Genomic DNA, 26,508 nt, shown 5'->3' on the forward strand with positions numbered 1-26,508 from the left:
TAAATTGCAAATTGTGACTTTTTATATATTATTTTGAATTTTTATTGCACTGAAATGGAAATTATTGATTGTAAATTCTAAAATATAAATTGTATACCTTATTTTTTATTGAAAAAGGCCATCAAATGGATCGTACAGATAAAAAAATTCTGGAACTATTACAAACTGATTCTCAGATCAGCAATCAAGAATTAGCAGATTTGGTAGCTCTTTCGCCGTCCTCCTGCCTTCGCCGTGTTAAATTATTAGAAGCTGATGGCTATATAAAAAAACAGGTCGCTCTCCTCGAGCCAGCCCAGTTAGGTTTACATTTAACCGTCATTGTGCTTGTAGGATTAAATAGTCATCAGCCAGTAATAATGAATGCCTTTGAAGAAACCGTTCGCTTTCTTCCTGAAGTCATACAATGTTATCTCATTACGGGTCAATCAGCAGATTATCTATTAAAAATCATTGTTCCTGATTTACAGGCATATCAATCGTTCTTACTAGGGAAACTATCCGCCATCAACGGGGTTGACACGGTTCACTCCAGTTTTATATTACGAACGATTAGTGACACTACCGCCCTTCCCCTGGATTATCTTGATAAAGGAATCGTTTAATTCACAATCCACAGCGAATTAAACAACAGACACCTCCAATTCACCCCAATATATAAAATATTAATTATCATTATTTGAGTTTTTATGCGTTCTTTAAGTAATCCATAAGGTTAATTCAGTACAATAGTACGTTCTTTTTAACTGTGTAGCCTAATTTAAGTTATTTAATAACAAAATTAATCTGGAATAACAATGTATAATCCAATGATCCACGCCTCAAAAACAGGTAAAACATATCCTTCAACTACAGTTCAATTTTCAGTGATCAATAAAATTCATCCTATTGATTTTAAAGGTATTATTGGAATTTATGTATGCAATTCACAACTATCTATTTACATCGAAACAAAAAATAAGATAAACGCTTATACAATTAATCCCGATAAAAATAACATAGGCCATTGGCACTCAGAGACACTTCCTCGCAACGCCGATACCGCCGATACCTTTGATTTATTAAGAGAAACTTCCGAACATTATGCCGAACTTAGCGAGCCACTCACTAACCTGGAACCTTTTAAAGAAATCATGAACCAGGAAACCCTGGTAGGCTTTAGTACTTTAAAAGATATCAATGAAACCATTCAATTAGCATTATCTGTTCTCAATAACCACATCACTTTTGAGTATAAACCAACACCGTGATAAACCGCTATTGAGTCCCAAATGTACAATTTATTCGGTACAGTTATTTTTCAAGAGAATAGGGAAACGTCATACTGAACTGATATATCCCCACGAAACAGACGCATTATCCTGTCAAATTCCCAGATACCGCGCATTAAGCTCAGTACGTGGGAACAAAAGACAAAATGAAACTCCAATTCTTAATGTTAAAATCAATCATCAAATCGTTTAAAAAACGCTACTTGCTCCTTAAGAACATAAGGATGTGCTTGCACATGGTCAAGTGTGTCACTGATTGATTTAATGTATACCTGATCACTGTGTTGACTAAAAATCTCATAAGCGATTTCAGCGCCATGATATGGGACATCATGATCCCCTTTTGTCCCTATCATCAAAAATGGAGCATTAGGTACAAAATCGTAGTGATTGAAATTGGCTTTCAGAACATCAATATGTTCATCCGTTTGGTTAATAATTCCACTAAAGAATGTGGGTTGCAATATCAGCTGGGGATTCAAGGGCAAAGCCTGAAGAATTTCCGGAACCGTATGATGACCATCCAATAAAACAGGAATTAAGGTATTATAAGGTGGCGCAAAAATTTCATTAAAATCGGTCCAATAATGGCTGTATGTTTGCAAGGTATAAAAGAAATAAGCCAGATATGCTGTTGCGCGAGGACCTGGATCCAGCATGATAAAGCGCATCGTTTCATCCCAATCATATGGAGCTGATCCCGAGGCAACCGCTGTAACAGGGAGATTGGGATATTGGTTTACCAATAACTCAAACATAACATTAGTTGAAAAACCACCTTCAGAATAACCGGCAAGATACAGTTTATCACTTATGGGATAATTTAAGACATGAGCCAGTTCCTTTGCAGCAATCAGCATATTCACGCTGCTGCTGGCAAGGGTTTCCCCCTGAACATAAGGATGAATGGGTAATTCATTATCTCCAAGCCCCAGGTAATCGGGCATGGCAATCAGATAACCCGCGCTGTTACCAAATGCAGCCAGATACATATAATTTTTTTCATTATTACGAGAAGGAACATCATTCCGTTCAAAACGTGTACCATGTTGATAACTGACGATCCCAACCTTTTTTGATGGTGATACCGGCATGGCAACCAAGCCGGAAGCAATAGTCAGGTTTCCATAAGGATCGGGTGTTTTATAATTAATTTTATACAGTTGAAGATTATAGTGGACTTCCAAAGTATCTAAAGGAGGCATTTTATTTAACGCAATCCGTGCTGTATCCTTGGAAAACTCCCCCATGTACACGTAATGTACCAGTGTTTCATTGGACGAAATGGCATAACTATTTAAACTGAAAAAAATAAAACTCAATACATAATAAATACCCTTTAATAAATCGCGTGTCGTCATAATCGTCCCTGTTTCAAAAAAATGAATAGTACACTTTTATCCTGAAGAATCACATAGTTGAACACTTAAAGATGGTCCTCTCAAAAACATCAGAACGTTCTTCATATTGTAATAAGTGAAGGAACTCGGTATGCAGGCACAACGCCACATTCAGGTTAACGTATAATATGAATAAAATGCCATCATCCGAAGTACAGAACATTCAACTCGCCTTAAGGCTTCTTGAAACAATGCTAAAGGTCTCATTTCAAAGAATATCGAGATCCCCCTAGAATCCCTTCTCCCTCCGGGAGAAGGTGCCGACAGGCGGATGAGGGGATCAAACATTATTCATTAAATAGTAAGTGAAGGTCGGGTCGAGACCCGTCAATATCTCTTTGTTTTCATTTAAAACTCATGTTGGGTCGCGGCCCAGCCTTGTTAGGTTTTTAATAGATAATTTTAACGGTTTTAAGACCCCCTCATCCGCCTGTTGGCACCTTCTCCCGGAGGGAGAAGGCCTTTCTACTGGGATATCGACACTCTTTTAGCAATGTGGCAAGCAAACAAATACTGAGCCATTTGGAAGAGAACTTTAAGTACATTTGTAATTACGCTTTTCCAGATTTGCTGAAATACTATGTTACATTACAACAATAGAAACAGGATCATTTTATATTTTTGTTTTTATTCCGCAATCGAATTCCATTATCCTCGATATGGATTACACCCTCTTTATACAGTTGACCAATCGCGCTTTTAAAACTTTTTTTACTGTCTCCGAATGCACGCATAATATCTTGTGACGAACTTTTATCATGCAATGGTAAAAATCCATCGTTTTGCTGCAATTGAGCATGAATTCTCGCTGCCAGTTCACGAATGTTATCATGACCCAATTTTCTTAGAACAACATCAACTTTTCCATCTTCCCGCACCATTTTGATATAACCAGGTATCCTTCGGCCATAATTTAAAGTCTGGAATATATCACCAGAATGGATAAGCCCCCAATGACTGTCATTGATAATGACTTTATTGCCCAAATCAGTAGGCTCAGCAATAAGCAGACTCACTTCATCGCCACGTTTAAAATTAATAGGTGTTTTATCCAGACAATGATCCAGTTTGGAGCTGGCAATGATGCGGCCTTTATTATCCAGTTTAAGTGAAACAATATAGGATTTACCTTGCTCCATAGGGCGTTGCTGTTCAGGTACGGGTACCAATAAATCCTTATCCAATCCCCAATCAAGAAAAGCGCCTACTCGATTGACATCAATTACCTTTAAAAAGGCGCAGTTACCTAATCTGGCGCGCGGCCTCTGAGTAGTAGCAATAATTTTGTCATCGGAGTCAAAATAAATAAACACGTCCAATAAGTCATTGACCTTGGTGTCTTCAGGCACAACCTTGTTCGGCAATAAAATATCCCCCCAATCTTCACCATCAAGATAAAGACCAAACGATACTTCTTTAATAACCTTTAATTTATTAAACTGCCCAACTTTAATCATATTTGACTCACTTTTAAAATAAGCGCCAAGCTTACCATACCATGCCTTACTTAAGTCAAAAAAGCCGCAATTATGTTGCTTTTTAGCCTTTATCCAGGGCAATACCACTAAAATGAATTATAAATAACCGAGAAAACCGAGCCGCGCCCGTAAGGAAGCGGAACATAAACCACATGAATTACCCGGTGCTCTCCTTATTAAGCTGTAATAAGTTCAGTAGTAATCAATATTTTAGAAGTTAACGTGCGATGAACTGGACATTTATTTGCCATCTCCAACAATTTTTGCCGTTGTTCTTCCGTTAAATTCCCTTCTAACTGGATCTGGCGATTTATATGATCAATTTTGGTATTTTTATTCTCACACTCAGCGCAGTCTTCGGCATATATTTTCTCATGCTGTAATGTCACAATAACTTTTTTTAATGGAATCTGTTTTAAATCAGCATACATTCTCAAAGTCATGGAAGTGCAGGCTCCCAATCCCGCAAGTAAAAAATCATATGGGGATGGCCCCGAATCGTTGCCTCCATTTGCAAGGGGTTCATCTGCTTTTAATGTATGTTCACCAATCCTGATTTCCTGAGCATACTTCCCAGTTCCAGATTCCGAGACTATAGTTTCCATGTTGTAGTATCCTTTGTTTATCCATTCAAATTCAAAAACCTGCATCAGACTCACAAAACCCTATACATTATAATGTATCAGGTGTTTCTTGTTTTTTATTCTTCGAAAACACACTCGCCAGTTTACTGGTCAGTACATAAAAAATGGGGGTGAAAATCAAGCCAAAAAAAGTAACACCTATCATGCCGCTAAATACCGCCACACCAAGAGCCTGACGCATTTCAGCCCCTGCTCCCTGTGCTATGACCAAAGGGAATACGCCAAGAATAAATGCAACAGAAGTCATTAAAATAGGCCGTAATCTGAGTTTAGCCGCTTGAATGGCTGCCTTCCAACGATTGACTCCTTTACTTTCAAGTGTTCGGGCAAACTCAACAATCAAAATCGCATTTTTGGAGGCCAGACCAATTAATATAATAAAACCCAGCTGGGTCATAATATTATTTTCCATGCCCAGGATTTTTATCCCTATCATCGAGGAAAACAAACACATGGGGACAATCAGAATCACCGCCAAAGGCAAGGTCAGGCTTTCATACTGAGCAGCCAAAACCAGATACACAAAAACCACTCCTAACAGAAAAGCAATAAGAGCTGTATTGCCCGCTGTCTTTTGTTGATACGCAATTTCGGTCCACTCATAACTAATCCCTTCGGGTAAATACTCATTGGCCAATTGTTCCATCGTATCCAGAGCGTCTCCTGTACTGTAACCAGGTGTTATGTCTCCTAATAAATCAATCGCCGGATACAGATTATATCGAGGTATTCTTGATGGACTCACAATGTTTTTAATTAATGCTACGAAGCCAATTGGAACCATATCATTCTCATTATTGCGAACTTTTATCTGATAGATATCCTCTATTCTTTTACGGTATTCATCTTCAGCCTGAACAATCACTCGATAAGTGCGTCCCAGATAATTGAATTCATTTACAAATACTGAACCCAGATACACTTCAAGTGCTTCAATCACTCGAGCAATGGGCACACCAAGCTGTTCAGCTTTCTCTTTATCTAAATCCAGATAGACTTTTGGTGTACTGTTTTCAAACAATGTAAATACAGAGGTGGTTGCTTTTGCCTGATTCGCTTTCTCAGCCAGGGTCATTACCGCATCATACAATACTTGGGTTCCACGCCCCCCTCTATCCTGGATCATCATTTTGAATCCACCTGCATTACCAATTCCCCGAACAGGAGGAGGCGGTATTACAACGATAAAAGCATCTTTAATCGTACCCAGTTCTTTCCTTAACTGCTCTAATATCTGATTATAACTCAATCCTAGTTTCCTTCGCTCGTCAAAGGGCTTTAATACAGAAAAAATCGCGGCAGAGTTGGATGAATTAATAAAAGTGGCCCCGGAAAATCCGGTAAACGCAACGGCATTTTTAATTCCTGGAATCGCGAGTATTTTATTTATCGCGTCTTTAACTACCGCGTCGGTTCGACTGATGGAAGCTCCAGGAGGTAATTGGATGGAAACGATAAAATAACCCTGATCCTGCTTGGGAATAAATCCTCTTGGCACAGAGCCAAATAACAACACCGTTACCGAAATGAACAGAATATAGATAAACAACATTTGACCGGTGTGATGAATTAATTTAGCGATAAATCGCCCGTAAAATCTGGAAATAGAATCAATGAGACGATTAAATCCATCAAGACATAAACGTACAGGATGTTTCCAAATAACCGGTTCTGATTTCTCTTTATTATGCTGATGCGGCTTAAGCAACAAAGCAGCCAGCGAGGGACTTAAGGTTAGAGAGACAAAAACAGAAATTATCGTTGCTACAGAAATCGTTGATCCAAATTGTTGATAAAATCTTCCGGAAAGCCCATGTAAAAATAAAGTGGGTAAAAAGACAGAAACCAGAACCAGACCAATTGCTACTAAGGCGGAACCGACTTCTGACATGGTTTTATGTGCCGCGTCACGTGGACTCATGCCCGAACTGATGTTGCGTTCCATGTTTTCAATAACGACTATGGCATCATCTACAACAATTCCAATTGCCAGAACCAAACCAAACAACGTTAAATAATTTAACGAAAAACCTATAGCATCCATAACCGCAAAGGTTCCGATCAGAGATATTGGAATCGCAATAATAGGAATAATCGCGGCACGCCAGGATTGTAAAAACAGCAAAATAACAAAAACTACAAATAAAATCGCCTCAAAAATGGTGTGTTTTACAGCAGTGATGGATTCGGCAACAAAATTTGTCGGATTATAAACAATATCATAGACTATTCCTTCCGGAAAAGATTTTGACAACTCCTGCATGGTAGTTAATATCTCATTTGCAGCCTCAATCGCATTGGTTCCTGGACGCTGGAAAACTGGTAATGCAATTGCTGGATTTTTCCCCAAATATCCTTTTGTGGCATACTCCTGTGCCCCTAACTCTACCCTCCCAATGTCTTTTAGGCGAACAAGTCGACCATTCGTTCCAGACTTAATGATGATTTGAGCGAATTGTTCTGGCTTTATCAGACGTCCTTGAGTTTCTATATTATATTCAATACCCAATTGAGATTTCTGCGGTTCTCTATTAAGGGTACCGCTGGCAATCTGCACGTTCTGCGACGTTAAGGCTTTAACGACGTCATTGGCAGTAATATCATAAGAGTTCATCAAATCCGGATTAAGCCAAATCCGCATCGCATATTCACTGGCCCCCACCAAACGGATATCCCCCACTCCGTCGATGCGTTTAATTTTATCTCTGATTTGCAGTACAGCATAATTACCCAAATACGTTTGATCGTACTTTTTATTCAAAGAGTACATATTGATAACCAACAATAAATCCGGAGAGTTTTTTACAGTTTTTATACCAATACGTCGTACCGCTTCTGGCAATCGAGGTTCCGCTATCGCTACCCTGTTTTGAACAAGCACCTGAGCCATATCCAAATCAGTACCCATTTTAAAGGTAATCGTCAATCGCATTTGGCCGTCATCACTTGATTGTGAATCCATATACAGCATGTTTTCCACGCCATTAATTTCCTGCTCTATTGGAGTCGCTACAGTCTCGGCCACTATTTTTGCGTTAGCACCTGGATAAGATGCGGTAACCTGAATAGTTGGAGGAACAACTTGAGGGTATTGTTCTATAGGCAAATTAAAATAGGCCAAAGAGCCGACAATTACGATGATAATTGAGAGCACAGAAGCAAATATGGGTCTTTCTATAAAAAAATGGGGCATTTTCATTAATAAAGTCCCGTCGTATTTTATTGTTTACTCAGACAATTTAATCAGATTCGGCTTCACTTCCTGTTCAGGTACTCGAATTCGTTGAATGCCGCTGATAACAACGTGTTCATCTCCCTTAAGACCAGATTTAATGACATAAAAGCCACTATCACGTAATGTACCTAATTCAACATATACACGCTGTACCTTATTATGTTTATCCACGATGTAGACATAATTCTTTGTTTGATCGGTATTGATTGCTTTATCAGGCAGAAGAAGAGCCTCGTACTCTCCACTCCCCATTAATCGGGCCCTGCCAAAAAAGCCGGGATAAATGATGTTATCAGGATTGGGTATAATGGCTCGTCCAAGTATGGTTCCAGTCCCCTCATCAACCACGTTATCAATAAAATCCATTTTGCCTTTGTGAACAAACTGGGTTTCATCCTGTAATTTGATTAAAATTGTATGGGAATGTGTATCTGCTCTTGGAAGCATCCCGGACTTATCCAGCCTGATGTATTTAAGTAAATCATTTTGACTGGCTTCAAAATAAAAATGAATGGGATCTAGAGATACTATTTTGGTTAAAATGGTATCATTCATTTTCACCAGATTACCAATACTCACATAGTAACGACTAATTTTTCCACCAATTGGTGCAGTAATATGAGTAAATTCAAGATTTAATTTGGCTTCATTAACCCGGGTAGTAGCTACTTGCATCTCTTTATATCGCTGATCAATAGCCTCGGCAGAAATAAAACTGGATGCCTTGAGTTTTAAGGCTCGCTCATATTGCTTTTTAGCCAGATCTTCCTCAGCCACAGCGACTTCCAATGCATATTGAAAAGGTCTGGGATCGATTTCAAATAATACATCCCCTTTTTTAACGATTTGACCGTCCTTGAAATTGATTAAATTTAAATAGCCTGTCACTCGAGATCGAATATCGACCTCCTCTATTGCCTGAAAACGGCCAGTATATTCATCCCAGTCAACAATCTTTTTACTTAAGGGCAAAGCCACATCAACTTCTGCAGGTGCTGATGGAGCCTTGGAAGTTGAGTTATTACAGGAAACTGCCAATAAACCTATTATGGCCAGCAGTACCATTCGCAATCTGCTCATTCAAATCCCTCTGAATTCTTTACTTATATTAATCGTAACCAATATAAATTAAGATTAGCTCAGATTTCATAACTTGGTATGATTTGTAGTTATTTGCAATCATTAACAATCCCCATCTGCAACGAGACTTGATGCATAGCCTAAGTCAAAAACACAGGATCGTTCAAAAATAACAACATGTGATCATTTTTAGTGTTTTCATGTTAAAATAGTTCGGATTTTGTATTAATTGGATAATTGTTATGTTTTTTAACCGATTCAGTATCTTGTTTATCGCCTGCTTTTTCATGCTCTTTCAACAATCAACGCACAGTCATGGACTTATAGAACAACCAGGCTCACGTGAATATTTTTGCGGTAAAGTAACTCAGCCCCATCATATTGAACCAGGCAATACCATTCCTTTTAAAGAATGCCGACCCATTTTGACAAAAGAAGATGGCAGTTACAATCAGGATGTGTACCAGTTTATGAGCGTATTAAGCCATACTCGGGGATATTATCAAAACGACACTCTGCCACAACATGTTTGCGGCTTTAACAACGAAACCTTTAAAGGCAAAGCCTCTCCCTGGGATGCGGCGATTAACTGGCCAACAAATAAAATAAGAACCGGCGAACAAGAATTTGTATGGGATGTTTCGTATGGTCCTCACTTTAGTGATACAGAACATTTTCGCTATTGGATTACCAAACCAGATTATCAATTTAAAGAGAATCAACCCTTACAATGGAGTGACTTGGAAACAGAACCATTTTGTCAATTCACATGGGATGACGAAAATCCAACTCAAGACAAAAATACCATTTGGGCGGATAAAACAAACAATAAATTTCACATGACATGCCAGGTTCCTGAGCGCTCTGGTCGTCATGTGATTTATGCTGAATGGGGCAGAAACCAAAGCACCAATGAACGTTTTCATTCCTGCATTGATGTTGTCTATTAAATACAAGTTTATTTTTTAATCCTTCCCTGCTTATGGATAAGCACTTGTTTCTTTGAACTTCTTCATTGGCGTATAAAGTGCCTTTTTGAACATGAAAAGGATTTATTACTCTATACTCAAATAAAGATTCTCTCACTAAGTTCAGAATTACGTAATAAAACAACCGTCATTCCGAGTGCAACGAGGGATCTCCTGAATGTGGTGCGGTGCCTTTATTTGGAGATCCTTCACTACGTTCAGGATGACGAAAACAGTGTCATATTACAGGAGAACCTTCAATATATTCAGGATCAGGCTTTGACGAGTTATTGAGAAGTTACGAATTTAACATATACTATCTACTCTGAACTTATAGGGAAATTCACTATGTTAACAATTAAGGTAATCATAGGCAGTTTACGAAAAGAATCACTTAATAAAAAACTCATACTCGCTTTAGACAAGTTAAACCACCCTAATCTTGAATTCAAAATTCTGGATATACACCAAATCCCTTTGTATAACCAGGATATTGAATTAAACCCACCTGAATCAGTAACCAATCTAAAAAATGAAATTGCCAATGCTGATGGCATAATAATCGCTACTCCGGAATACAATCGCTCAATACCGGGTGTTTTAAAAAATATTATTGACTGGGGTTCACGACCTTATGGCAAAAATTCCTGGGCTAATAAAGCCGTTGCCATAATAGGAACAAGTCCTGGAAATGTAGGAACCGCAGTTGCTCAATCGCATTTACGCAGCATACTGGTTGGAATCGACATGATCGTCATGGGACAGCCTGAAGTATACATCACATTTAAAGAAGACTTGATTGATGAACACTATAATATTACAAATGAAGGGACTAAAAATTATTTACAAAAATTCCTTGATACGTTCAGCAATTGGGTAGAGTTTCATCACTCAAAATCCTGATAAAATGCAGGACTGTAGCATAACTACAGTCCTTTTCTCGCCGAATCAGTGAATTGTTGTACTGGTAACAGTAACGATTCACATCCCGTCAAAAAAACGTCCAACATAAGTTGCTGTCGGTGAGGTGCCATATGCCATCAATGTTTCAGCTTGTTCATAGGTAATTACCGTTACCAATGGAGCCTGCTGTATAATGGCGTGAACCTGACCCAGATGGACCATACTGTTTACATTATAAGTATTTTCGTAATTTGGCGAACTTGTAGGCGTTACATAAAAATCATTATTTGCACCTAAAGTAAGGTAATTGGTAATTTTATAACTTCCTGTTGTTAAATTATACAAACTACTCCAGTAGGTTGGTGAAGTATTGATTCCAACAGGAACAAAAGCCCCTGCATATAAAGCCGCATTAGCTACATAAGTGGCCTGAACATCCGTATTGGCCTGTGGAGAAGCAGCCAATAAGGCTCTTAAGCGCACATATCGAGAAGGTGGCATTGAATCGCCAGGTAAACCCAGATAACCACTGCCATTCATAAACTCACCATTGACTTCGTAATATTGATTATGCGTTACGAAAATTGATGATACTAAATCGTAATTTTGCTGTTGCCAGGTAATTTCAGGGCTATTTCCCATTACCTGCAGATTTCCCGTGGTAGTAACCTGCATCACACCACCAAGAAATTCAATAACAGCTGATGCCCCTGTTTTATCTTCGATATGAAAATGCAATGGAAATACTTTACGTACCCCAGCTCCTACACGAATAGTTCCCATACTCACTTGCACATTACTCAAATTAGTCAATGCTTCAGCAACACTTCCTGAAGTTCCTAAAACATAATTGATAATATCAAACACACTCAGGGTTGGCATATTGTTGATCTGATGTCGTGGATAGACTGTGATATTAGGTAAATACAATGCCCCTACATAAACTCCGGCCGTATTCAATCCATCCATCAATTGTGTGTCTGATGCAGGTTTACCTATAAATTGATACGTATTTATCCAGGTAGCTGCTTTATTATAAGCATCTAAATCGACATCGATACTACTGGTATTCACATCACCCACCTCACCATAACGAATAGGAAGAGGAAGATCGTCTTCAAAATCCAGAGTACGAAAGCCAATGACATTGGTTATCACATTATTTGTATAAACTGGAACGAAAGCCGAACTGCATGCACTGGCCTGTTGCATTATTAAACCGGCACAAATGCCCCCAATTAGTGTCTTTATCAATTTCATGTACATTCCTTGTTATATACTCATGCAGCTCTTGCGCAGCGAACAAAAAGATCAAGAAATTTATTATCAAGATTATGAATACTGCTGCTTCCAGGGTTAAAATAAAGAGCCCAGGCTGTTCCGGCTGGATTTACGGAAAATTCAGTGGAGCTCCAGTAATAACCTGATAAACATTGAAGCCCTGAGCATTGACTGCTAATTAACTGACCTAAATTATCAACCATGTTAGGTGTTCCTGGGATGCAATTAGCCCAAGGCTCATTTATCGCCGGTCCCATCTCACAAATGGAGGGTAAATACCAGTTCGAATAACAGGTACTTCCCTCAGTACAGGGACTATTTCCAGATGAGTCAATCTGATAATTGGCACAGAGGGACGCAGCAAACGAATTAATTGGCAATTGTTCTGGCGGCCCTTTTAGTGTGGTCACTATAGCTGCAGTATTACAGGCTCCATCATAGGAACCGGAACAAGGTGAAGTGCTGTCATCATAAACTCCGACCGTTACTGCACCAGAGCCATTATCCCATACAAGTCCGCCATGTACGCTTGCGGTATTATTCTGTTTTGCAGCCACTTTAATACCCACACTTTGTGATATCGGTGTCGTATCATCAAGAGCAAAAACAAAGCCTTGTTGATAAAAGTTGTTATAAGTAAGCACAATAATATTTGCAGTAATTGGAGCGCCGCTATCGCCTTGCACAGTCAATACAGAGGGGGTTGGTTCTATAAGTGCTGAACTGGCTGGTGTACTTGGAGTGTCACCCGGAGTAATAGTCAATACACAACTTCCTCCGGCCGGAATAGTACCGCAGGTTGTAGGTGAAATACGTGTGTTTGCTGGTAGCTGAGGTGAAACGGAATAACTCACGTTGGCTATTGCAAAAGATGCGTGGTTCGTAATAATTAACTGTCGAGCCTTTGATGCAGTAAATAATAATCCCTGCTTCGCCAATATCAAGGTTGAAGAGGATAAACTAAGCGATCCAACGGATACCTGCAGTTTTTCGTTAGGTGAAGGCAATGAGCACGATGAATGACTGGAACCGATACAAACAGTCGGCCCCAAATCATGCACACCGGGAGGCAATTGACTGGCATTAATCTTCAAATTAAGTGAACAGGAAGCTCCTGGCCCCAAGGTAAAGGGACTCTGACATGGGTTATTACTGCCTCCGGTATCTTGAGTCATTCCTGCAACAGGTTGTACGGTCAATGTTTTAGTACTGGATAATTTGTTAGTGACTACATACGTCACTTTGGCTGTGCCGTTTATAGATAATCGAACAAAGTTACTCCCAGGCACTGATGGAACAATGGTAAATTTAGGCAGTGAAGCCAAAGCCGTGTTTGTAATTAACAATGAAATGAAGCTAAAGCACCCCATCCAGAACCAGTTATTCTTATTCATTACACCATCCTTAAGCCATGTAAGTAAGATTGAACATCAAAGAATGGGTATAGAGGTTGGAAAGGGATAAACCTCCATTCATTGTTTGCTCCGACGTTGGCCCTAGAGTACTTTGCCCCCAATCCGCAAATTCATAGCCGACTCCAGCAGACCAATGCTCACTCCATTGTTTTTGTATCCCTGCTCCCAAAATATACGACAAACTTGATTTCCTCTGCTCTATGAAGCCGGGGGTAGGCGCGTTTTCAGGAATTTTGGGAGTACTGATGTATGCATAGGAGCGATTAACGGCGATCCCGGCACTGCCGCTGATATAAGGTTGAACACTCCAGGAATCAAGTTGTGCTAACAACTTACCCTTAACTCCGATAGAACCAGTATTTACTTTATAGCTGTAAAAGTAATCATTAAAATTGGCGTCCGCGTTTTCCCAGATGTCGCCATATAATTTTGCATTGCCAGAGGCCCCAATAGCAAAACCAAACTGCCCAAGAATCCAAGCATTAAAGGGGCGCTGCAGACCAATAAACAGGGAACCAGTTGCCAAAGCATTTGTATTTTTATTGGCAGCATAAGTATTTTCAATTTCGGGTTCCAAGACCAATGTCTGAGTTGAACCGGCTCTTGCCCATGATGGCCCTGCGCACAAGGAAATCACCATTGTTTCTGAAAAATTTGAAGCCGATTTTAATGTATTACCCTGACTTCCCGCCATGGTAACCTGGGCATATAATCCAGATAATACTCCCACCAACACTCGATACTTAAATCCTTTTAACACCCGTATTTCCTTACCTTTTCATTTGCAAAAATCGTTATAATTAAAGAAATACCCATTAAAGTCAATAAGTAATAAGTTAAACATCCTGTTTCATAAAATTAGAACTGATGCTCGTTATTTCATCGGAGGTTCTGTCATGTGGAAGAGATAGGAGTGTTAGTACCATCAGGAAACGCTTTTTTAATGGCTATCAATGCATCCTCAACCGAATTTGCATTGCGTATCGCCTCAAACATAACCAATCTGTTATTGACACAGTCAAGTGCTTTTTCCGGATACAGCTCTTTAAGTTCCCTGTTTTTATTTATTCCTATATTTGCGATATGTTGAATTTCTTTAAAATCCTCTTTTTTATCGAGCGCAGCTAAAATGGCAAATAAATTAGGATAATATTGAATTTTAAACGGCATCATAGGTTCAACAAAGTGCTTACTCCTTATGATTAAAGCCAACTCTCTATAAGAATCAACCCCACTGCTTTCAGAACGTACCGAAACTGTATTTGGATTCTGAAAACGCTGATTTTCACTCGGTTGTTCAACAGAGTCGGATAATTCATTCTCATGATTGAACGATTCAAACAGAGGCTCATTTTTAAATATTTGCATCAATTTTTTATCTACGGGTTTTCCATCCAAAACGTCCAATAAGGCGACTACTGCATCGAGTTTCTCCATACGGGAAAATTCCACATTAAAAATGGTGGTATATTCGGGTTCAGTTGCTTTTTTATTGATATATGAGTTCACTGCATCAATAACTATTTGTAGCTCATAGTCCCTAAAAATATAGTGATCTTCCTCATCAAATTCCTCCTTGAAATAATCACGCATTATATGTTCTGCAGTGTCAAACGGTTTCTCCTGTGAGTGTTCCAAATCAGGTTGATTATCGAGTATGTACTGCTCCAGAATTTTTGGATAATTTGCGTCGTTTACTTCTCTCAAAGTAAGAGTTCTCAGCAAATTGATGCATAGAACTTTAATTATTGGAGGACAAGCCATGGTGTTATAGTGTTCCAGATAACTAATAATATCTCTGAATTTGTCCCGCCAGTTATCAGAGTTATTGTCAATCAGACTACGCGACATAGTCAGGATATCTACCCTGCTTTTATCAATAGAAGCACACATCAGAGCTATAGCTATTCGAAAATTCAGGGACAAGATTTGCTTTTTTTCATCCGATGACTCTTTTGGAAAAGACCCAATCTCATTTAAATTCGTTAACATCTGCAAACATCGTGAATCAGGAAGTGCTCCATACTCCAATAATGCCTTTGTTATCTCAAGTTGGCCTTTGGCTATGGCTGTATGCAAAGGGAATGTTCCGTTATTCGGGGATGCGCCAGCATTTAGCAGTATCCTGATCAAATGAACATCGCCACTTTCTACAGCAAGATCCAATGGAAACTCAGGTGAACCTGATGAAGAATGTCCCGAAGGACGATCTGGATTAGCATTGAACTGCAAAAGGGCATTAATTATCAGCACGTCTCTGCTTTTTAAAGCCACGTTCAAAGGCGAACTGTCGTTTTGTTCAAGAACCCGATTAGGATCTGAACCAGATTTTAACAAAAGTGTGACCAGGTCTGACTGTTGAATCTCAACTGCAAATTGAAGAGGAGTAAGTTTCCTCCCGTTAGTGTCAACCAGCTCCAAATCATCTGGGAGAACTCCCTCACCCAATAATCGTTTGATAGTCAATAAATCATTATTTAACAATGCGGTAATAAACTGTTCATCAGGTACAGTATTAATATTCTGTGCTTGTGTGGACTGCTCGTGCTTACTATATGACATATACAATGCGGAGTGAATCAATAATAGTCAAATTATAGCAGATAGAAAATCGAAACAATTTCTACCTGTTTCCAACTCGGCCTAAGTCCCGAAGGAGTAATTGCCTTTAAATCTTAAACAGAACGAACCGAATCAAGCAATGCCCTACCCTTCCTCGATTGTGATTAATTTGACTAACATGGTTCTGATTACGGCATTGAGTTCTCTTCAGGGTATGGCAAGAAATTTATCAATAATACTTATCTGGTTTTGGAAGGACTTTATAATCTCAGTACTAATAAAGGACTGGAATTTACACTCTTATACAACATATAGAACCGCATCCGATTCCCACCTTGGAGCAAATCAAACTCGGTTTGCGATCAGAAAGAACCATCATGGAACATGTGTTTAAGTGATTGAACCAGCAAAGAAAAACCGAGCCGCGACCGTCAGGAAGCGGAACATTTTTCTCCAATTTCAATCAGTGAAACGCGATCTTCCTGGACTGGTATTTAACTAAAAAAGTTAAACCAGATTCTCTCTTTCCTGCTCAATCCAGGCTAAGAATGCCTCGCGATCTGATTTGGACAGACTTGAAAACTTATTTTTAACTGACTCAATAGGTTGTAATTTTTTTCGCAAAGGTTGTGGTATGGCTTCTTTGAGTTTCATTTTCCCTTGAACTACATGCTCATAAACTTCTGGATTATTTACTTTTAACTTCAATAGCTGTCCATCAGTTGATTTGGAGCGAGACGGTAAATAAGTTATTGTATTTTCATGTGCAAGTTCCATGCTGATGGTGTCCTGTTCCGTCAGATCACGATGCAAATCTCTAATTGGAATTTTTTTTTCTTTTGCAAACATTCTGACGCTGGTATCAACCTCATCAAGTACATCACCCCAATAAGCAGCGTGCTGATTTCCTTTGTTCATGGCCGCTCTTAACAACCACAACAGTTCATTATTAGTTATACCAAGGCCATCTGGTGATTGACCAAGAACATACTCGCCAAAATTTTTATAGGAATCCGTTCTTTTTTTCCAAAGTTCATGTTCAATAATTTGCGAAATAACATGAGGCAATTCATGAAATATCAGCCTATTTGACTCGCTGATGTAGTGACTTGCCATTGCGTGTAGCTCATCCTCAGTCAATCCAGGCTTATCCTCTGTCGCCCTGTGTGCTAAATGTTCTGTGAATTGCATTCGTACCTCACTTTGTCGATTTTATAAGTTTCATAAATCACTCTACGAGAACTTCAGGTTCAGTCTATGAGTGAAGACAACTGTTATCTCTTGCCACTGTTTTTTGATTGGCATTCAATAGTTACAACACTTTTGGTGTATCCATAAAAAATTGAGCCTGAACACGAAAAGTCCATGGACTCAACTGTTCTGGTTTTTCTACATGATAAAATGCCTGTGTGGAAAGATTAACATGAATCTCTTTATTTATCCTTAAGACCTTTCCAACGCCACCGCCCACTGGAATTATCCATTGATGATCCCTATGTTGCCAATCCGCGGTAATGATAGGTGATGAAGTTAAATAGAGTCCAGAGGAGAAATTATAATTAATAATGGGTTGAATAATAAATTGATTCGTTCTTTGATTAAATTCGTCTTTATTAGTCCACAATTGAGTCAGCAACAATACACTAACTACTCGCTTCCCTATTTTAACCAACGCTAAAGAAGGGCCAGCCCCCCATTCCCGAACTCCAAGACGTGAATTAGATGCTGTAGGAACTACAATCACCGGACCTACTCCCCATCGGACTTTACTCCGATGTTTCGGTGAAAAATAGACTGATGAGAGCAAATTACTTGTTCCTTGAATCCGTTCCTGTCCATGAACCAATGGAGGCTGAAAAGCTACTGGAACATAGGTACGAGTAATTATATTCCAATTGGAACTCAGATAAAGAGGATGAATGAGAAGAGCATTCACTACAGCCAGGTTCTTGCGATAAACACCAGTAGAAGGTGAATCAATTTCCTGTATGGATAGACTCTTTAATGGAGCCAGAAAATCCTGAACTTCTTTGTTTACAGCGATTTTTTGCGACCCATTATGATGCACACCGGGTTTCAGGTCTTTATTCAGGTTCATATCTTGCGCCACGCAAGGTACATTAAAGATGCAACACAGCGCAAGAAGTAATAAACCAAACCTCGATCCTGAAATTTTGCCAATTTTTAAATAGTGATGCATCACCATATATTTTCATTTTTAGTTGTCGACATTCAAGGTTAACAAAAATTTAGACTCGGTGCATCAGCATCTAGTTACTGTTTTCCATACGATAAACTGGCTATTTATAATTCACAATGAAGTGCAAACGATCATATGATATCATTTAAACTATATTACTTCTATTGAGATAATTCATGCCTATTCGCCAACTTAAAGAAACCGATAAAACACAGGTCCTGGAAATTGATAGAACTGTCTTTGGAGAAAGTGATGGAGGTTGGACAAGTGACGACTTTGATCATTTTTTTCGTTACGGTTCGTGTTTCATCTTTCATGAAGAAGATAAACCTGACGAAATAATAGGATACATTTTTTCCGGGCAAAATAACCACGGAACTTATATAAGCAATATTGCAGTTAAAAGTGGGTATGAAGGACGAGGTATTGGCAGAGAACTAATGAAAGTAGTGATGCTAAAAGAAGCGGAACGTTCTAAAGACAAGACATTTTCAACAGCCTTACAAGTTCGAGCAGATAATGAACGTGCCAAAAATTTCTATGAACGTCTGGGATATAAAGTAACATCAAGTAATGGAACATGGTTACAAATGCAAGCAACAGCATTACCAGCCTTATTCCTGGAAGCCCAAAACCCAACAGCCAGTCTCAGTGATAAACAAAGACAAGCAGTAATCATAAGAAATATTGATGCGCTGGAGAGTAGTGACTTAAAAGTTGCTCTTGAAGGCATGGAACGAAATGACAAAGCACCACAGGAGTTTAATGAATTAATTACTCTCGTGAACTCTCCAGATGAATTAAACTTCATGCAATTAGAACGTGCGTTGTATCTATTTAAAAATGAACGCGTACGCAATTACATCTATGCGTCAATTCGAGAAAAGACAGGAAATCATGTTATCTACCACCTTAATGGCATCGATGATTCTGGAAGAATAAATGAAAAAAATGCCCATTATATTATTGAAAAATTAAGACAGATACCTTCTGACAGTCATTTTGACATGCTGTATGTAGGTGGCGGGCATGGAGACCCGGCTCTTGGTTCAAGTAATTTATCATCCAGGCAACTCCAGGCGATTACCCATGCATTAAATGAAAATAAAACTCATTTTAGCTCGGTTATTTTAGGGAGTTGTTTTAGTACTGCATACAGTGCGCTATATCAACCCCTTTTAGACCGAAATGGAGTCATGATCAGTAACTCACTGGAATGTGGCGGTGATAATAATTTTAGACAATCAATTGAATGGATGAATGGCAGTAGAGATGAGTTTTTTTCTCAAGAAGACATTATGGCATCCGAGCGAGGTATTCGAGAAGCACGCTCAGGCATTAAAAGAATGTTAGAAGCGGTAATCCCAATGGAAGTGCTACGACCCGATGCAGATCTGCTATTTGAACAATACAATGGCATTATAACTCGTATGCAAGCTCTAAAAAATGAAATATCTATCGAGCAAATTAAAATACTCCTCGATGATTTCCCAACTTTGAACAAGCATATTAACACATTAATAGATCAAAAAGTTAATCAACAGACCACTCGGCAAGAAGCTGAGGATGTGGTTTTAAGTACTTTAAAAAACAGAGTATTGCAACCCTATCCAACATCACTTGCAGTAACTGCTGATGGTACTTTAACACTGATCAATTTTAGTCAATTTGATGAAATGCCTCCTAACGCGACATTTGACTATGTGGAAGATTACGGCTCAGTAATACAAACCATCAGACAAGCGGCTGCCTTTCAAGTTAATGAATTAACCGAAGGTTTTGATGGAGTCTCCGCAAAAAAACAGTTTAATGGATATTTCGCTTCGGCTACCTCAAAAACAGCCCAGGCCCAGCACACTCCTCAGGAACAAACTCAGGACGATTTAACAGTTCCAGCTCAGGATGATTTAACAGTTCCCAATATGCAAGCGAACAATGTGCAACGTATTAATCCAAAAGATGAAGATGAATTAAAATCAAGTCAACATAAAAACAGGATTAAAGTATCTATGGATAAAATTAATGAGGTCTTAGATACTCTTGTATCCAGAATTGGCCAAGTTGATCAGCATCATTTTCCTGAGGCAGTAGAAAAAGCACAAAAACTATTGTTGGCATTAAATACTGCTAGAGACAAATACTACGAAGAGATCCTGAAAGTGGATTGTAATTTAGAACAAATTGGAACGCAATTTAAGCACAGTTGTAAAGCAGCAATAGATGCCGCTAAACCTGTATTGTCTAGAGATTTAAGCTGGGGAGAGTATCTCGGTAATCTCATGTTATCATTGGCAAATGCGGTGATTTCGGTAGTGAGCTTCGGACAAATTAATACATTTTTCACTCCTGCCAAATCAAAATCTGAAACCGCTGTTGAGCAAGCAGAAACTGATATTTTAAATGAGGGGAAATCTAAGCTCCCTTAAATATTGGGGATAACAGGAATTCTCCATCGGAATATTCTCATCCTGAACAATACCCCAATCTCCTTTGATACAGGGTGTGTTAACGATTCATCAAATGTATACCAACGTCGCGGGACATTGAAACTATATAGTCAACACACTCTAGAAGGCCGAATGATTTAAATATGCACAAATGAAAATTGACTATTAATAAATCAAAAATATTAGCTCGTAAACAGTTTCGACGTCCCGTGGCTTGTCCACGGGATCCAAGAATCTCTTGTCATTACAGGTTCCCGTGGACAAGCCACGGGACGTCGAGACTACGAGAGGTGTATCTATTTAATTCATTTGGCGCTCTAGTGTTTTGTTTTACTTTTTGTAACTCCCATCAACCAACCCATGCTTACTTCAAGCTCATCGGCGATTTTTTGCAAAGAATGATGATCAAAAGTAGTGACTCCATTTAACAATGCTTCTATTTTAAATTTGGGTAATTTAAAAAGTTTGGAACATACTTGAACGCGCTCAGTCATTAAGGCAGGTACACCAAGTTCATCCAATTCATGGTTCAAACGTTCATTTAGTTTTTTGTTTGTCATGACTGTCTCCTCTGGGCTTTTTTTCAGTTTAAAACACTAAAGCTTAAGGATTGATTAACGAATGAATCTTTAACAAAAATTTATTTTGACGGGACGGCAGACTAAAAATAGCCCAGACCTGTAAATCGGAACTAAAGATAAACGGCTTAAAAAATGTTATAGTTTGGAGCATTTCCATGATCAAACCAAAAGGAAATCATCATGCAAACAATTACCATTTATCACAATCCCAGATGCTCTAAATCAAGACAAACCCTGGAACTACTGCAAAGCAGAGGGCTTGATCCTCGTGTAATTGACTATCTTAAAACGCCGCTTGATGAGTCCCAATTGCACCAATTACGATCTCACTTTACCCTGAATGAGTTCGTGCGAACAAATGAACCCGTATTTAAAGACGCCGGCTTATCACTGGAAAATGAAGATCAAATAATAAAAGCCATGGCAAAGGAGCCCATCTTAATGCAACGACCAATTGTCATATACAAAGGTAAAGCAGTCATTGGACGCCCCCCAGAAAAGGTTTTGGAGTTATTTAAATAGGAGTTAAACATTACTTTTTTAAAGATCCACAAACGCCCATCAGGCGCTGCCTGACTTGATCCCGAATCATCTGTACTACAGAGTAATCAACTCATTTTTCTAGCCAGGGTAATTATCCACTTCTCAGTACAAACCTCCATCTTTGCGAGATAAACAAGGACCTAACTGGAAAAAATAAATTAATTCATATACCCTGTCACCGAATTCAATAAGAATAACAAGGAGAGTTTTTAATGCACCGTTGTTTCAGATTAATTATTAGAAGTTTCTTGTGCTTTATCCTAAATTCGGCTTTATACGCTCAATTACCCCCTGATTACCAAAATCTGACCGCCGAGGAAAAACAGAATTTATTATGGCATGAGATCGTCTTGAGTCATGAGCTGGAACCATTGCCTTCGTTCAGTGGGAACAGTTTTTCAGAAATACTCGAAAAACTGAACGGATTATTTAACTTAAAACCTACTTTTGACTATACCAGTGATGAACTACCCAAAGGCCGAGTGAAAATTATTCATGCTAATGGTTCAGTAGGTAAAGTCGCGCTTATTCCAGCGGCATATCATCCATTTACAGGCATATATCAAACCGGAGGGATAGGTGTAGCCAGGCTGTCTTTGGCAACTGCCCCTTCTGATGACAGTTACGTTCCGGGCATGGCCATTAAATTCTTAATTTCCGAAAATGCTTCTTTAAATTTACAAGTTATGAATTTACTTGAAGGCCAGGAAGGAAATTGGAATTATTTTGCAAAAGATTTTTCAAACCAGATACCTCACCCAACAAGCTGGACTTTAAAGGCGATAGAAAAAATATTTGAATGGACCCGCGAGCCAGCAAATAATCTACCTCTATGGCATTTAGCTGCCTGGACAATCGATGGAAGGTACCAAGGTATTCCAGTATATCCAGAGCGTATCTATTTCAAACCAACCAGTATGGTAAAAAACATAATACCGGAAAATTCACGTGAAGATTTCCGAGTTTCTTTCTTGCAAGTACCTTTTGGTCCACTATATGAAGTATATGGAGACTACCAGGGTAAAGAATATCATATAGGCACTTTAATGTTAGAAAGCTCTTTATTGGCATCAAATTACGGCGATAAAAAATTATTTTTCCAACATCAACGTTAATAATAAATCTATCGAATAAGGACTCATCTCAGATCAACTGACTCCCCAGAGGTCGAACGCTCAGTACGACCTCTACGCATTGAAACAAATGTACAATTCTCTTCAGATAGGTGCGTTTTATTAAATTTCATTACGCACCATCACAGATGCTACACAAACATAAAGAAGCTGTATTCGATATAATTACTGACCATTCTTTTAACTATCCACCCATAGAGGGCGAACTATACATTGGTGTTTCCTCTTCAGATAACGGCTGCTCCTTTGATAAAGGAATAATGGCTTGTACTGCTTCAGGTTTATGACTCCAAAAGCCGAGACTAACCACTTTTTTCATAATATCGATAAATTTCTCAGTGAAGCTATGCAGTTGACCTAATTCGGGCTTATCTAAAATTTTTTCCTTACTTGCAGTTTGAATTCGTTCATGAAATTCTTTAAATTTAGTTTCAACCGAATTTCCAGGCCGAACATCCAAAGTTTGTTCATAATCGTTCATGTCCTTTTTAACTGATATGAATGCATCAACAGCTTCAGACAGAGACTGTATTTTACCTTGACGAATAATAGATTCAGGGGAATCCTCCAGTTTTGCTCCATTTAAAGAACCCCATTTCATTTTACTGTCTTGATATTTTTGTTCATCCAAACTCAGTTTGCTCTTCAATTCCTCTAATTTTATAATTGCATTATCTAAATTAGCTTGAGTTTCTGTCCAGGCATAAGTTTTTTTAAGGACGAATGGGTCTTCTAAATCATCAAAAGGATTATAATTTGTAGAGGCATTTTGGTACGGGTATTTATCACTCATTGGGACACCTGATGCCCTTACTGAGCAAAAATTCCCTACCTTTTTATCACTGACGTCAGATATTCCGGGATTAATCTTTGCTTCGGCCAACTTTTGCTCAACTTCCTGCATTAATTTAATGTATTCTTTTTCCTTGTCTGCTGGAATGTAAACAGTAATTTGTGATCCATTTGAAATTCGCTCTGCCTTTTTTCTTTCATTTTCATTTAAGTCTGGAGCAGACAGCTCGCTGTTTACCCTGTTGAGATTAGTCACTTTAAAGCATGGCACATCATATTTCATTAATAAAGGAGCGAGTAACTCCCATGCTTTGCCAACATCATTTTGATCGATGCTTATATGTATTTTCCATGGGGATTGTTTATCCGCATCAACACCCCAATCAATTGATTTTTTGGTCAGCACACCAAAGTTGGATTCTTCAGTAAATTCATAACCTGTACTACCAACCATCTGTTTTGCAATTTTATTATCACTTGATACATTAATATCATCATACTTTAATGGATTCGTCATAAAACACTCCATCATGCTCCATTACAGTATATTAGATATAGATTAAGGATATATTACGACTTAATTAAGCAAATATTACGCATATTGGAAATTATTAAAACTACCGTATGAATTGGTTTATTTGAATAATGACTAATAGGCTAGTTACGCTCTTACCCTGATTTATTGAGAATATACCCAATAAACACAATCCTGAGAGATCGTTACCTTTATATACGTGTTTTAAACAGGAATCCAGGCAATGAATCTCTTAGCCACCTTGCATAAACGCAAAATTGTGTCTAGATTAAAATTGAAAGCCAAGGATAAATCATGAATAAAAATATCAATCCTAAAATTAGCTTCAAAAACAACATCATTATGCTCGGTTTCGGTAGTATTGGAAAAGCGCTATTACCGCTTTTACTGGACACTTTTGATCTTCATCCCTCTCAAATAACAATCATCACAGACAATGACACATCAAAAGATATAGCCCAGGAATTTGGCGTTAATTTTCAAATACAGACCATAAACTCGGATAACTACCTTACGATTATTGGTAACCAACTTAAAGAAAACGATCTATTGATTGCCGTATCTACAGGAATATCGACTTACAGTCTGATTATGCTCTGTGATCAAAAAGGAGCGCTGTTTATCAATGCTGCGACAGAACTCTGGAAAGAAGAATTCACTTTGAATGATTTATCCCTGGAACACAGAACAAATTATATGTTACGTGAAAAAATCCTTCAGTTGAAAGGAACAACAAAAAAAACAGCACTAATTAATCATGGAGCAAACCCTGGACTGGTTTCACATTTTGTAAAACAAGCTTTATGGAATATAGCAATTGATAATGGGATCTCTGTTTCCATGCCTGTTACAGCATCAGATTGGGCTCATCTGGCCAAGCGTCTTGACATCAAGGTAATTCACGTTGCAGAACAAGACTCTCAAGTCTCCGCGCTCCCTAAATCTCCTAATGAGTTTATCAACACCTGGTCAATTGAAGGTTTAATTTTAGAAGGTATGCAACCCGCTGAAATTGGATGGGGGACACATGAAGCGCATTGGCCAGTTGATGCCCGCGCGCACACCGTAGGTCCTCGTTGCTCTATCTATCTGACGCGTCCAAGCGCAAGTACCTTTGTTCGTTCATGGACACCATCCATAGGCGCGTTTCAGGGATTCATGATTACTCACCCCGAGACAACGTCAATCAGTCATTATTTAACTGTTCATGATGGGGAACAAGTGCTTTACAGACCAACAGTTCATTATGCGTATAACCCCTGCCCTGACGCTCGACTTTCTCTTGATGAATTACGGGGTAATGAATGGCAGAACCCTCCTAAACGTCGTCTCCTTTTAAATGAAATAATCGACGGAGGAGATGAGCTTGGCGTGCTGCTCATGGGTAATCAAAAAGGAGCGTATTGGTTTGGCTCTTCACTGAGCATTCACGAAGTACGACAATTGGCTCCTTATAATAATGCAACAAGCTTACAGGTTACCGCAGGTATGATTTCCGCAATAACCTGGATGATTGAACATCCCAATGAAGGGCTTCTTGAACCCGAAGAAATCGATCATCAATTTATTTTAAATAGCGCAAGTCGTTATCTAGGGACACTCGCAGGGTACTATACCGATTGGACTCCTTTAAAAAACAGAGGGAATTTATACCCGGAAGATGTTGATTTAAATGATCCCTGGCAATTCAAAAATATACGCGTTGGTTAATCAGGATGATCTTATAGAATAGTACGACTGCAATCGACTGACATTTTGCTCTGAGGAATCCTGGCATTTAATTCCCCATAGGGTTGATAGTAAAATCATCTGGGCAAAAGTACGTCATTCCCGCGCAGGCGGGAATCCATGTATCACATTGGCACCTGTTTGTGTTTGCTTAATGGATCCCCGCTTTCGAGAGAATGACGTAATTTCAATCAGTGTGAATTAACCAAGGCCTATAAGATGAATAAATAAATGTCCGAATACCTCAGCATTGAGCTATCCAGATACTATTCATAGGCAGTTGATGAAATCGTTCCGCGACGTGTTAACACA

21 protein-coding genes are annotated in these 26,508 nt (G+C 38.7%); 8 read left to right on the forward strand and 13 right to left on the reverse strand.

Annotation, left to right across the window (positions count from 1 at the left end; genetic code table 11):
• Positions 1–125: 125 nt before the first annotated feature.
• Positions 126–605 carry an Lrp/AsnC family transcriptional regulator gene (locus tag IZU94_RS14710; RefSeq protein ID WP_203112205.1) on the forward strand — a complete coding sequence of 160 codons (480 nt, stop codon included), beginning with the start codon at positions 126–128 and terminating at the stop codon, positions 603–605.
• A 192-nt stretch (positions 606–797) separates the two neighbouring features.
• Entirely contained in the window at positions 798–1,250 is a 453-nt protein-coding gene (locus tag IZU94_RS14715) for a hypothetical protein (RefSeq protein WP_203112208.1), read from the forward strand.
• A 194-nt stretch (positions 1,251–1,444) separates the two neighbouring features.
• On the opposite strand, the gene IZU94_RS14720 is transcribed toward IZU94_RS14715, so the two are convergent.
• From IZU94_RS14720 to IZU94_RS14740, 5 genes are all read right to left on the reverse strand, one after another.
• The gene (locus IZU94_RS14720) at positions 1,445–2,632 is read right to left on the reverse strand and encodes an alpha/beta hydrolase family protein (protein ID WP_238400461.1); all 1,188 of its coding nucleotides are present in this window, start codon (positions 2,630–2,632) and stop codon (positions 1,445–1,447) included.
• Positions 2,633–3,279: 647 nt separating this feature from the next.
• A complete protein-coding gene (locus tag IZU94_RS14725) occupies positions 3,280–4,128 on the reverse strand; it encodes a CvfB family protein (protein WP_203112211.1) in 849 nt (282 codons plus the stop codon).
• Positions 4,129–4,325: 197 nt separating this feature from the next.
• Positions 4,326–4,754, reverse strand: coding sequence for an OsmC family protein (locus IZU94_RS14730; RefSeq protein ID WP_238400501.1), 429 nt, complete (start codon positions 4,752–4,754; stop codon positions 4,326–4,328).
• 67 nt (positions 4,755–4,821) lie between these two features.
• The gene (locus IZU94_RS14735; RefSeq protein ID WP_203112217.1) at positions 4,822–7,992 is read right to left on the reverse strand and encodes an efflux RND transporter permease subunit; all 3,171 of its coding nucleotides are present in this window, start codon (positions 7,990–7,992) and stop codon (positions 4,822–4,824) included.
• A gap of 27 nt (positions 7,993–8,019) precedes the next feature.
• The gene (locus IZU94_RS14740) at positions 8,020–9,108 is read right to left on the reverse strand and encodes an efflux RND transporter periplasmic adaptor subunit (protein WP_238400502.1); all 1,089 of its coding nucleotides are present in this window, start codon (positions 9,106–9,108) and stop codon (positions 8,020–8,022) included.
• A 242-nt stretch (positions 9,109–9,350) separates the two neighbouring features.
• On the opposite strand from IZU94_RS14740, the gene IZU94_RS14745 reads away from it, so the two are divergent.
• Together IZU94_RS14745 and IZU94_RS14750 are read left to right on the forward strand one after the other, a co-directional pair.
• Positions 9,351–10,058 (forward strand): lytic polysaccharide monooxygenase, encoded by a 708-nt coding sequence (locus tag IZU94_RS14745; RefSeq protein ID WP_203112220.1) that lies wholly within the window; start codon positions 9,351–9,353, stop codon positions 10,056–10,058.
• Positions 10,059–10,424: 366 nt separating this feature from the next.
• Entirely contained in the window at positions 10,425–10,979 is a 555-nt protein-coding gene (locus IZU94_RS14750; protein ID WP_203112223.1) for an NADPH-dependent FMN reductase, read from the forward strand.
• A gap of 78 nt (positions 10,980–11,057) precedes the next feature.
• On the opposite strand, the gene IZU94_RS14755 is transcribed toward IZU94_RS14750, so the two are convergent.
• From IZU94_RS14755 to IZU94_RS14780, 6 genes are all read right to left on the reverse strand, one after another.
• Positions 11,058–12,239 carry a linear amide C-N hydrolase gene (locus tag IZU94_RS14755; protein WP_203112226.1) on the reverse strand — a complete coding sequence of 394 codons (1,182 nt, stop codon included), beginning with the start codon at positions 12,237–12,239 and terminating at the stop codon, positions 11,058–11,060.
• A 20-nt stretch (positions 12,240–12,259) separates the two neighbouring features.
• On the reverse strand, positions 12,260–13,654 hold the full coding sequence (locus IZU94_RS14760) for an Lcl C-terminal domain-containing protein (RefSeq protein ID WP_203112229.1): 1,395 nt from the start codon (positions 13,652–13,654) through the stop codon (positions 12,260–12,262).
• A 10-nt stretch (positions 13,655–13,664) separates the two neighbouring features.
• Entirely contained in the window at positions 13,665–14,435 is a 771-nt protein-coding gene (locus tag IZU94_RS14765) for an outer membrane protein (RefSeq protein ID WP_203112232.1), read from the reverse strand.
• Between the two features lie 134 nt (positions 14,436–14,569).
• A complete protein-coding gene (locus IZU94_RS14770) occupies positions 14,570–16,237 on the reverse strand; it encodes an ankyrin repeat domain-containing protein (RefSeq protein WP_203112235.1) in 1,668 nt (555 codons plus the stop codon).
• 507 nt (positions 16,238–16,744) lie between these two features.
• Entirely contained in the window at positions 16,745–17,428 is a 684-nt protein-coding gene (locus IZU94_RS14775) for a hypothetical protein (protein ID WP_203112237.1), read from the reverse strand.
• Positions 17,429–17,549: 121 nt separating this feature from the next.
• Positions 17,550–18,443, reverse strand: coding sequence for a hypothetical protein (locus IZU94_RS14780; protein ID WP_203112239.1), 894 nt, complete (start codon positions 18,441–18,443; stop codon positions 17,550–17,552).
• A gap of 170 nt (positions 18,444–18,613) precedes the next feature.
• Between IZU94_RS14780 and IZU94_RS14785 the strand changes: the two genes are divergently transcribed.
• Positions 18,614–20,863, forward strand: coding sequence for a GNAT family N-acetyltransferase (locus IZU94_RS14785; protein WP_203112241.1), 2,250 nt, complete (start codon positions 18,614–18,616; stop codon positions 20,861–20,863).
• 338 nt (positions 20,864–21,201) lie between these two features.
• Here IZU94_RS14785 and IZU94_RS14790 read toward each other — a convergent pair whose 3' ends face one another.
• Positions 21,202–21,444 (reverse strand): hypothetical protein, encoded by a 243-nt coding sequence (locus IZU94_RS14790; protein ID WP_203112243.1) that lies wholly within the window; start codon positions 21,442–21,444, stop codon positions 21,202–21,204.
• A gap of 201 nt (positions 21,445–21,645) precedes the next feature.
• Here IZU94_RS14790 and arsC point away from each other — a divergent pair, with 201 nt between their 5' ends.
• Positions 21,646–21,987, forward strand: a complete 342-nt coding sequence (gene arsC / locus IZU94_RS14795; protein WP_203112245.1) for an arsenate reductase (glutaredoxin) — start codon at positions 21,646–21,648, stop codon at positions 21,985–21,987.
• Positions 21,988–22,220: 233 nt separating this feature from the next.
• Positions 22,221–23,123 carry a hypothetical protein gene (locus IZU94_RS14800; protein ID WP_203112247.1) on the forward strand — a complete coding sequence of 301 codons (903 nt, stop codon included), beginning with the start codon at positions 22,221–22,223 and terminating at the stop codon, positions 23,121–23,123.
• Positions 23,124–23,325: 202 nt separating this feature from the next.
• Here IZU94_RS14800 and IZU94_RS14805 read toward each other — a convergent pair whose 3' ends face one another.
• Positions 23,326–24,450, reverse strand: coding sequence for a hypothetical protein (locus tag IZU94_RS14805; protein ID WP_203112249.1), 1,125 nt, complete (start codon positions 24,448–24,450; stop codon positions 23,326–23,328).
• 312 nt (positions 24,451–24,762) lie between these two features.
• Here IZU94_RS14805 and IZU94_RS14810 point away from each other — a divergent pair, with 312 nt between their 5' ends.
• A complete protein-coding gene (locus IZU94_RS14810; RefSeq protein ID WP_203112253.1) occupies positions 24,763–26,178 on the forward strand; it encodes a saccharopine dehydrogenase C-terminal domain-containing protein in 1,416 nt (471 codons plus the stop codon).
• The last annotated feature ends 330 nt before the right edge of the window (positions 26,179–26,508 follow it).

The sequence above is a fragment of the Legionella bononiensis genome, from assembly GCF_016786215.1.
Classification (GTDB): domain Bacteria; phylum Pseudomonadota; class Gammaproteobacteria; order Legionellales; family Legionellaceae; genus Legionella; species Legionella bononiensis.

Coding starts and splice junctions, on each gene's coding strand:
- IZU94_RS14710 (WP_203112205.1), top strand. CDS start 126: ATGGATCGTACAGATAAAAAAATTCTGGAACTATTACAAACTGATTCT.
- IZU94_RS14715 (WP_203112208.1), top strand. CDS start 798: ATGTATAATCCAATGATCCACGCCTCAAAAACAGGTAAAACATATCCT.
- IZU94_RS14720 (WP_238400461.1), bottom strand. CDS start 2,632: ATGACGACACGCGATTTATTAAAGGGTATTTATTATGTATTGAGTTTT.
- IZU94_RS14725 (WP_203112211.1), bottom strand. CDS start 4,128: ATGATTAAAGTTGGGCAGTTTAATAAATTAAAGGTTATTAAAGAAGTA.
- IZU94_RS14730 (WP_238400501.1), bottom strand. CDS start 4,754: ATGGAAACTATAGTCTCGGAATCTGGAACTGGGAAGTATGCTCAGGAA.
- IZU94_RS14735 (WP_203112217.1), bottom strand. CDS start 7,992: ATGAAAATGCCCCATTTTTTTATAGAAAGACCCATATTTGCTTCTGTG.
- IZU94_RS14740 (WP_238400502.1), bottom strand. CDS start 9,108: ATGAGCAGATTGCGAATGGTACTGCTGGCCATAATAGGTTTATTGGCA.
- IZU94_RS14745 (WP_203112220.1), top strand. CDS start 9,351: ATGTTTTTTAACCGATTCAGTATCTTGTTTATCGCCTGCTTTTTCATG.
- IZU94_RS14750 (WP_203112223.1), top strand. CDS start 10,425: ATGTTAACAATTAAGGTAATCATAGGCAGTTTACGAAAAGAATCACTT.
- IZU94_RS14755 (WP_203112226.1), bottom strand. CDS start 12,239: ATGAAATTGATAAAGACACTAATTGGGGGCATTTGTGCCGGTTTAATA.
- IZU94_RS14760 (WP_203112229.1), bottom strand. CDS start 13,654: ATGAATAAGAATAACTGGTTCTGGATGGGGTGCTTTAGCTTCATTTCA.
- IZU94_RS14770 (WP_203112235.1), bottom strand. CDS start 16,237: ATGTCATATAGTAAGCACGAGCAGTCCACACAAGCACAGAATATTAAT.
- IZU94_RS14775 (WP_203112237.1), bottom strand. CDS start 17,428: ATGCAATTCACAGAACATTTAGCACACAGGGCGACAGAGGATAAGCCT.
- IZU94_RS14780 (WP_203112239.1), bottom strand. CDS start 18,443: ATGGTGATGCATCACTATTTAAAAATTGGCAAAATTTCAGGATCGAGG.
- IZU94_RS14785 (WP_203112241.1), top strand. CDS start 18,614: ATGCCTATTCGCCAACTTAAAGAAACCGATAAAACACAGGTCCTGGAA.
- IZU94_RS14790 (WP_203112243.1), bottom strand. CDS start 21,444: ATGACAAACAAAAAACTAAATGAACGTTTGAACCATGAATTGGATGAA.
- arsC (WP_203112245.1), top strand. CDS start 21,646: ATGCAAACAATTACCATTTATCACAATCCCAGATGCTCTAAATCAAGA.
- IZU94_RS14800 (WP_203112247.1), top strand. CDS start 22,221: ATGCACCGTTGTTTCAGATTAATTATTAGAAGTTTCTTGTGCTTTATC.
- IZU94_RS14805 (WP_203112249.1), bottom strand. CDS start 24,450: ATGACGAATCCATTAAAGTATGATGATATTAATGTATCAAGTGATAAT.
- IZU94_RS14810 (WP_203112253.1), top strand. CDS start 24,763: ATGAATAAAAATATCAATCCTAAAATTAGCTTCAAAAACAACATCATT.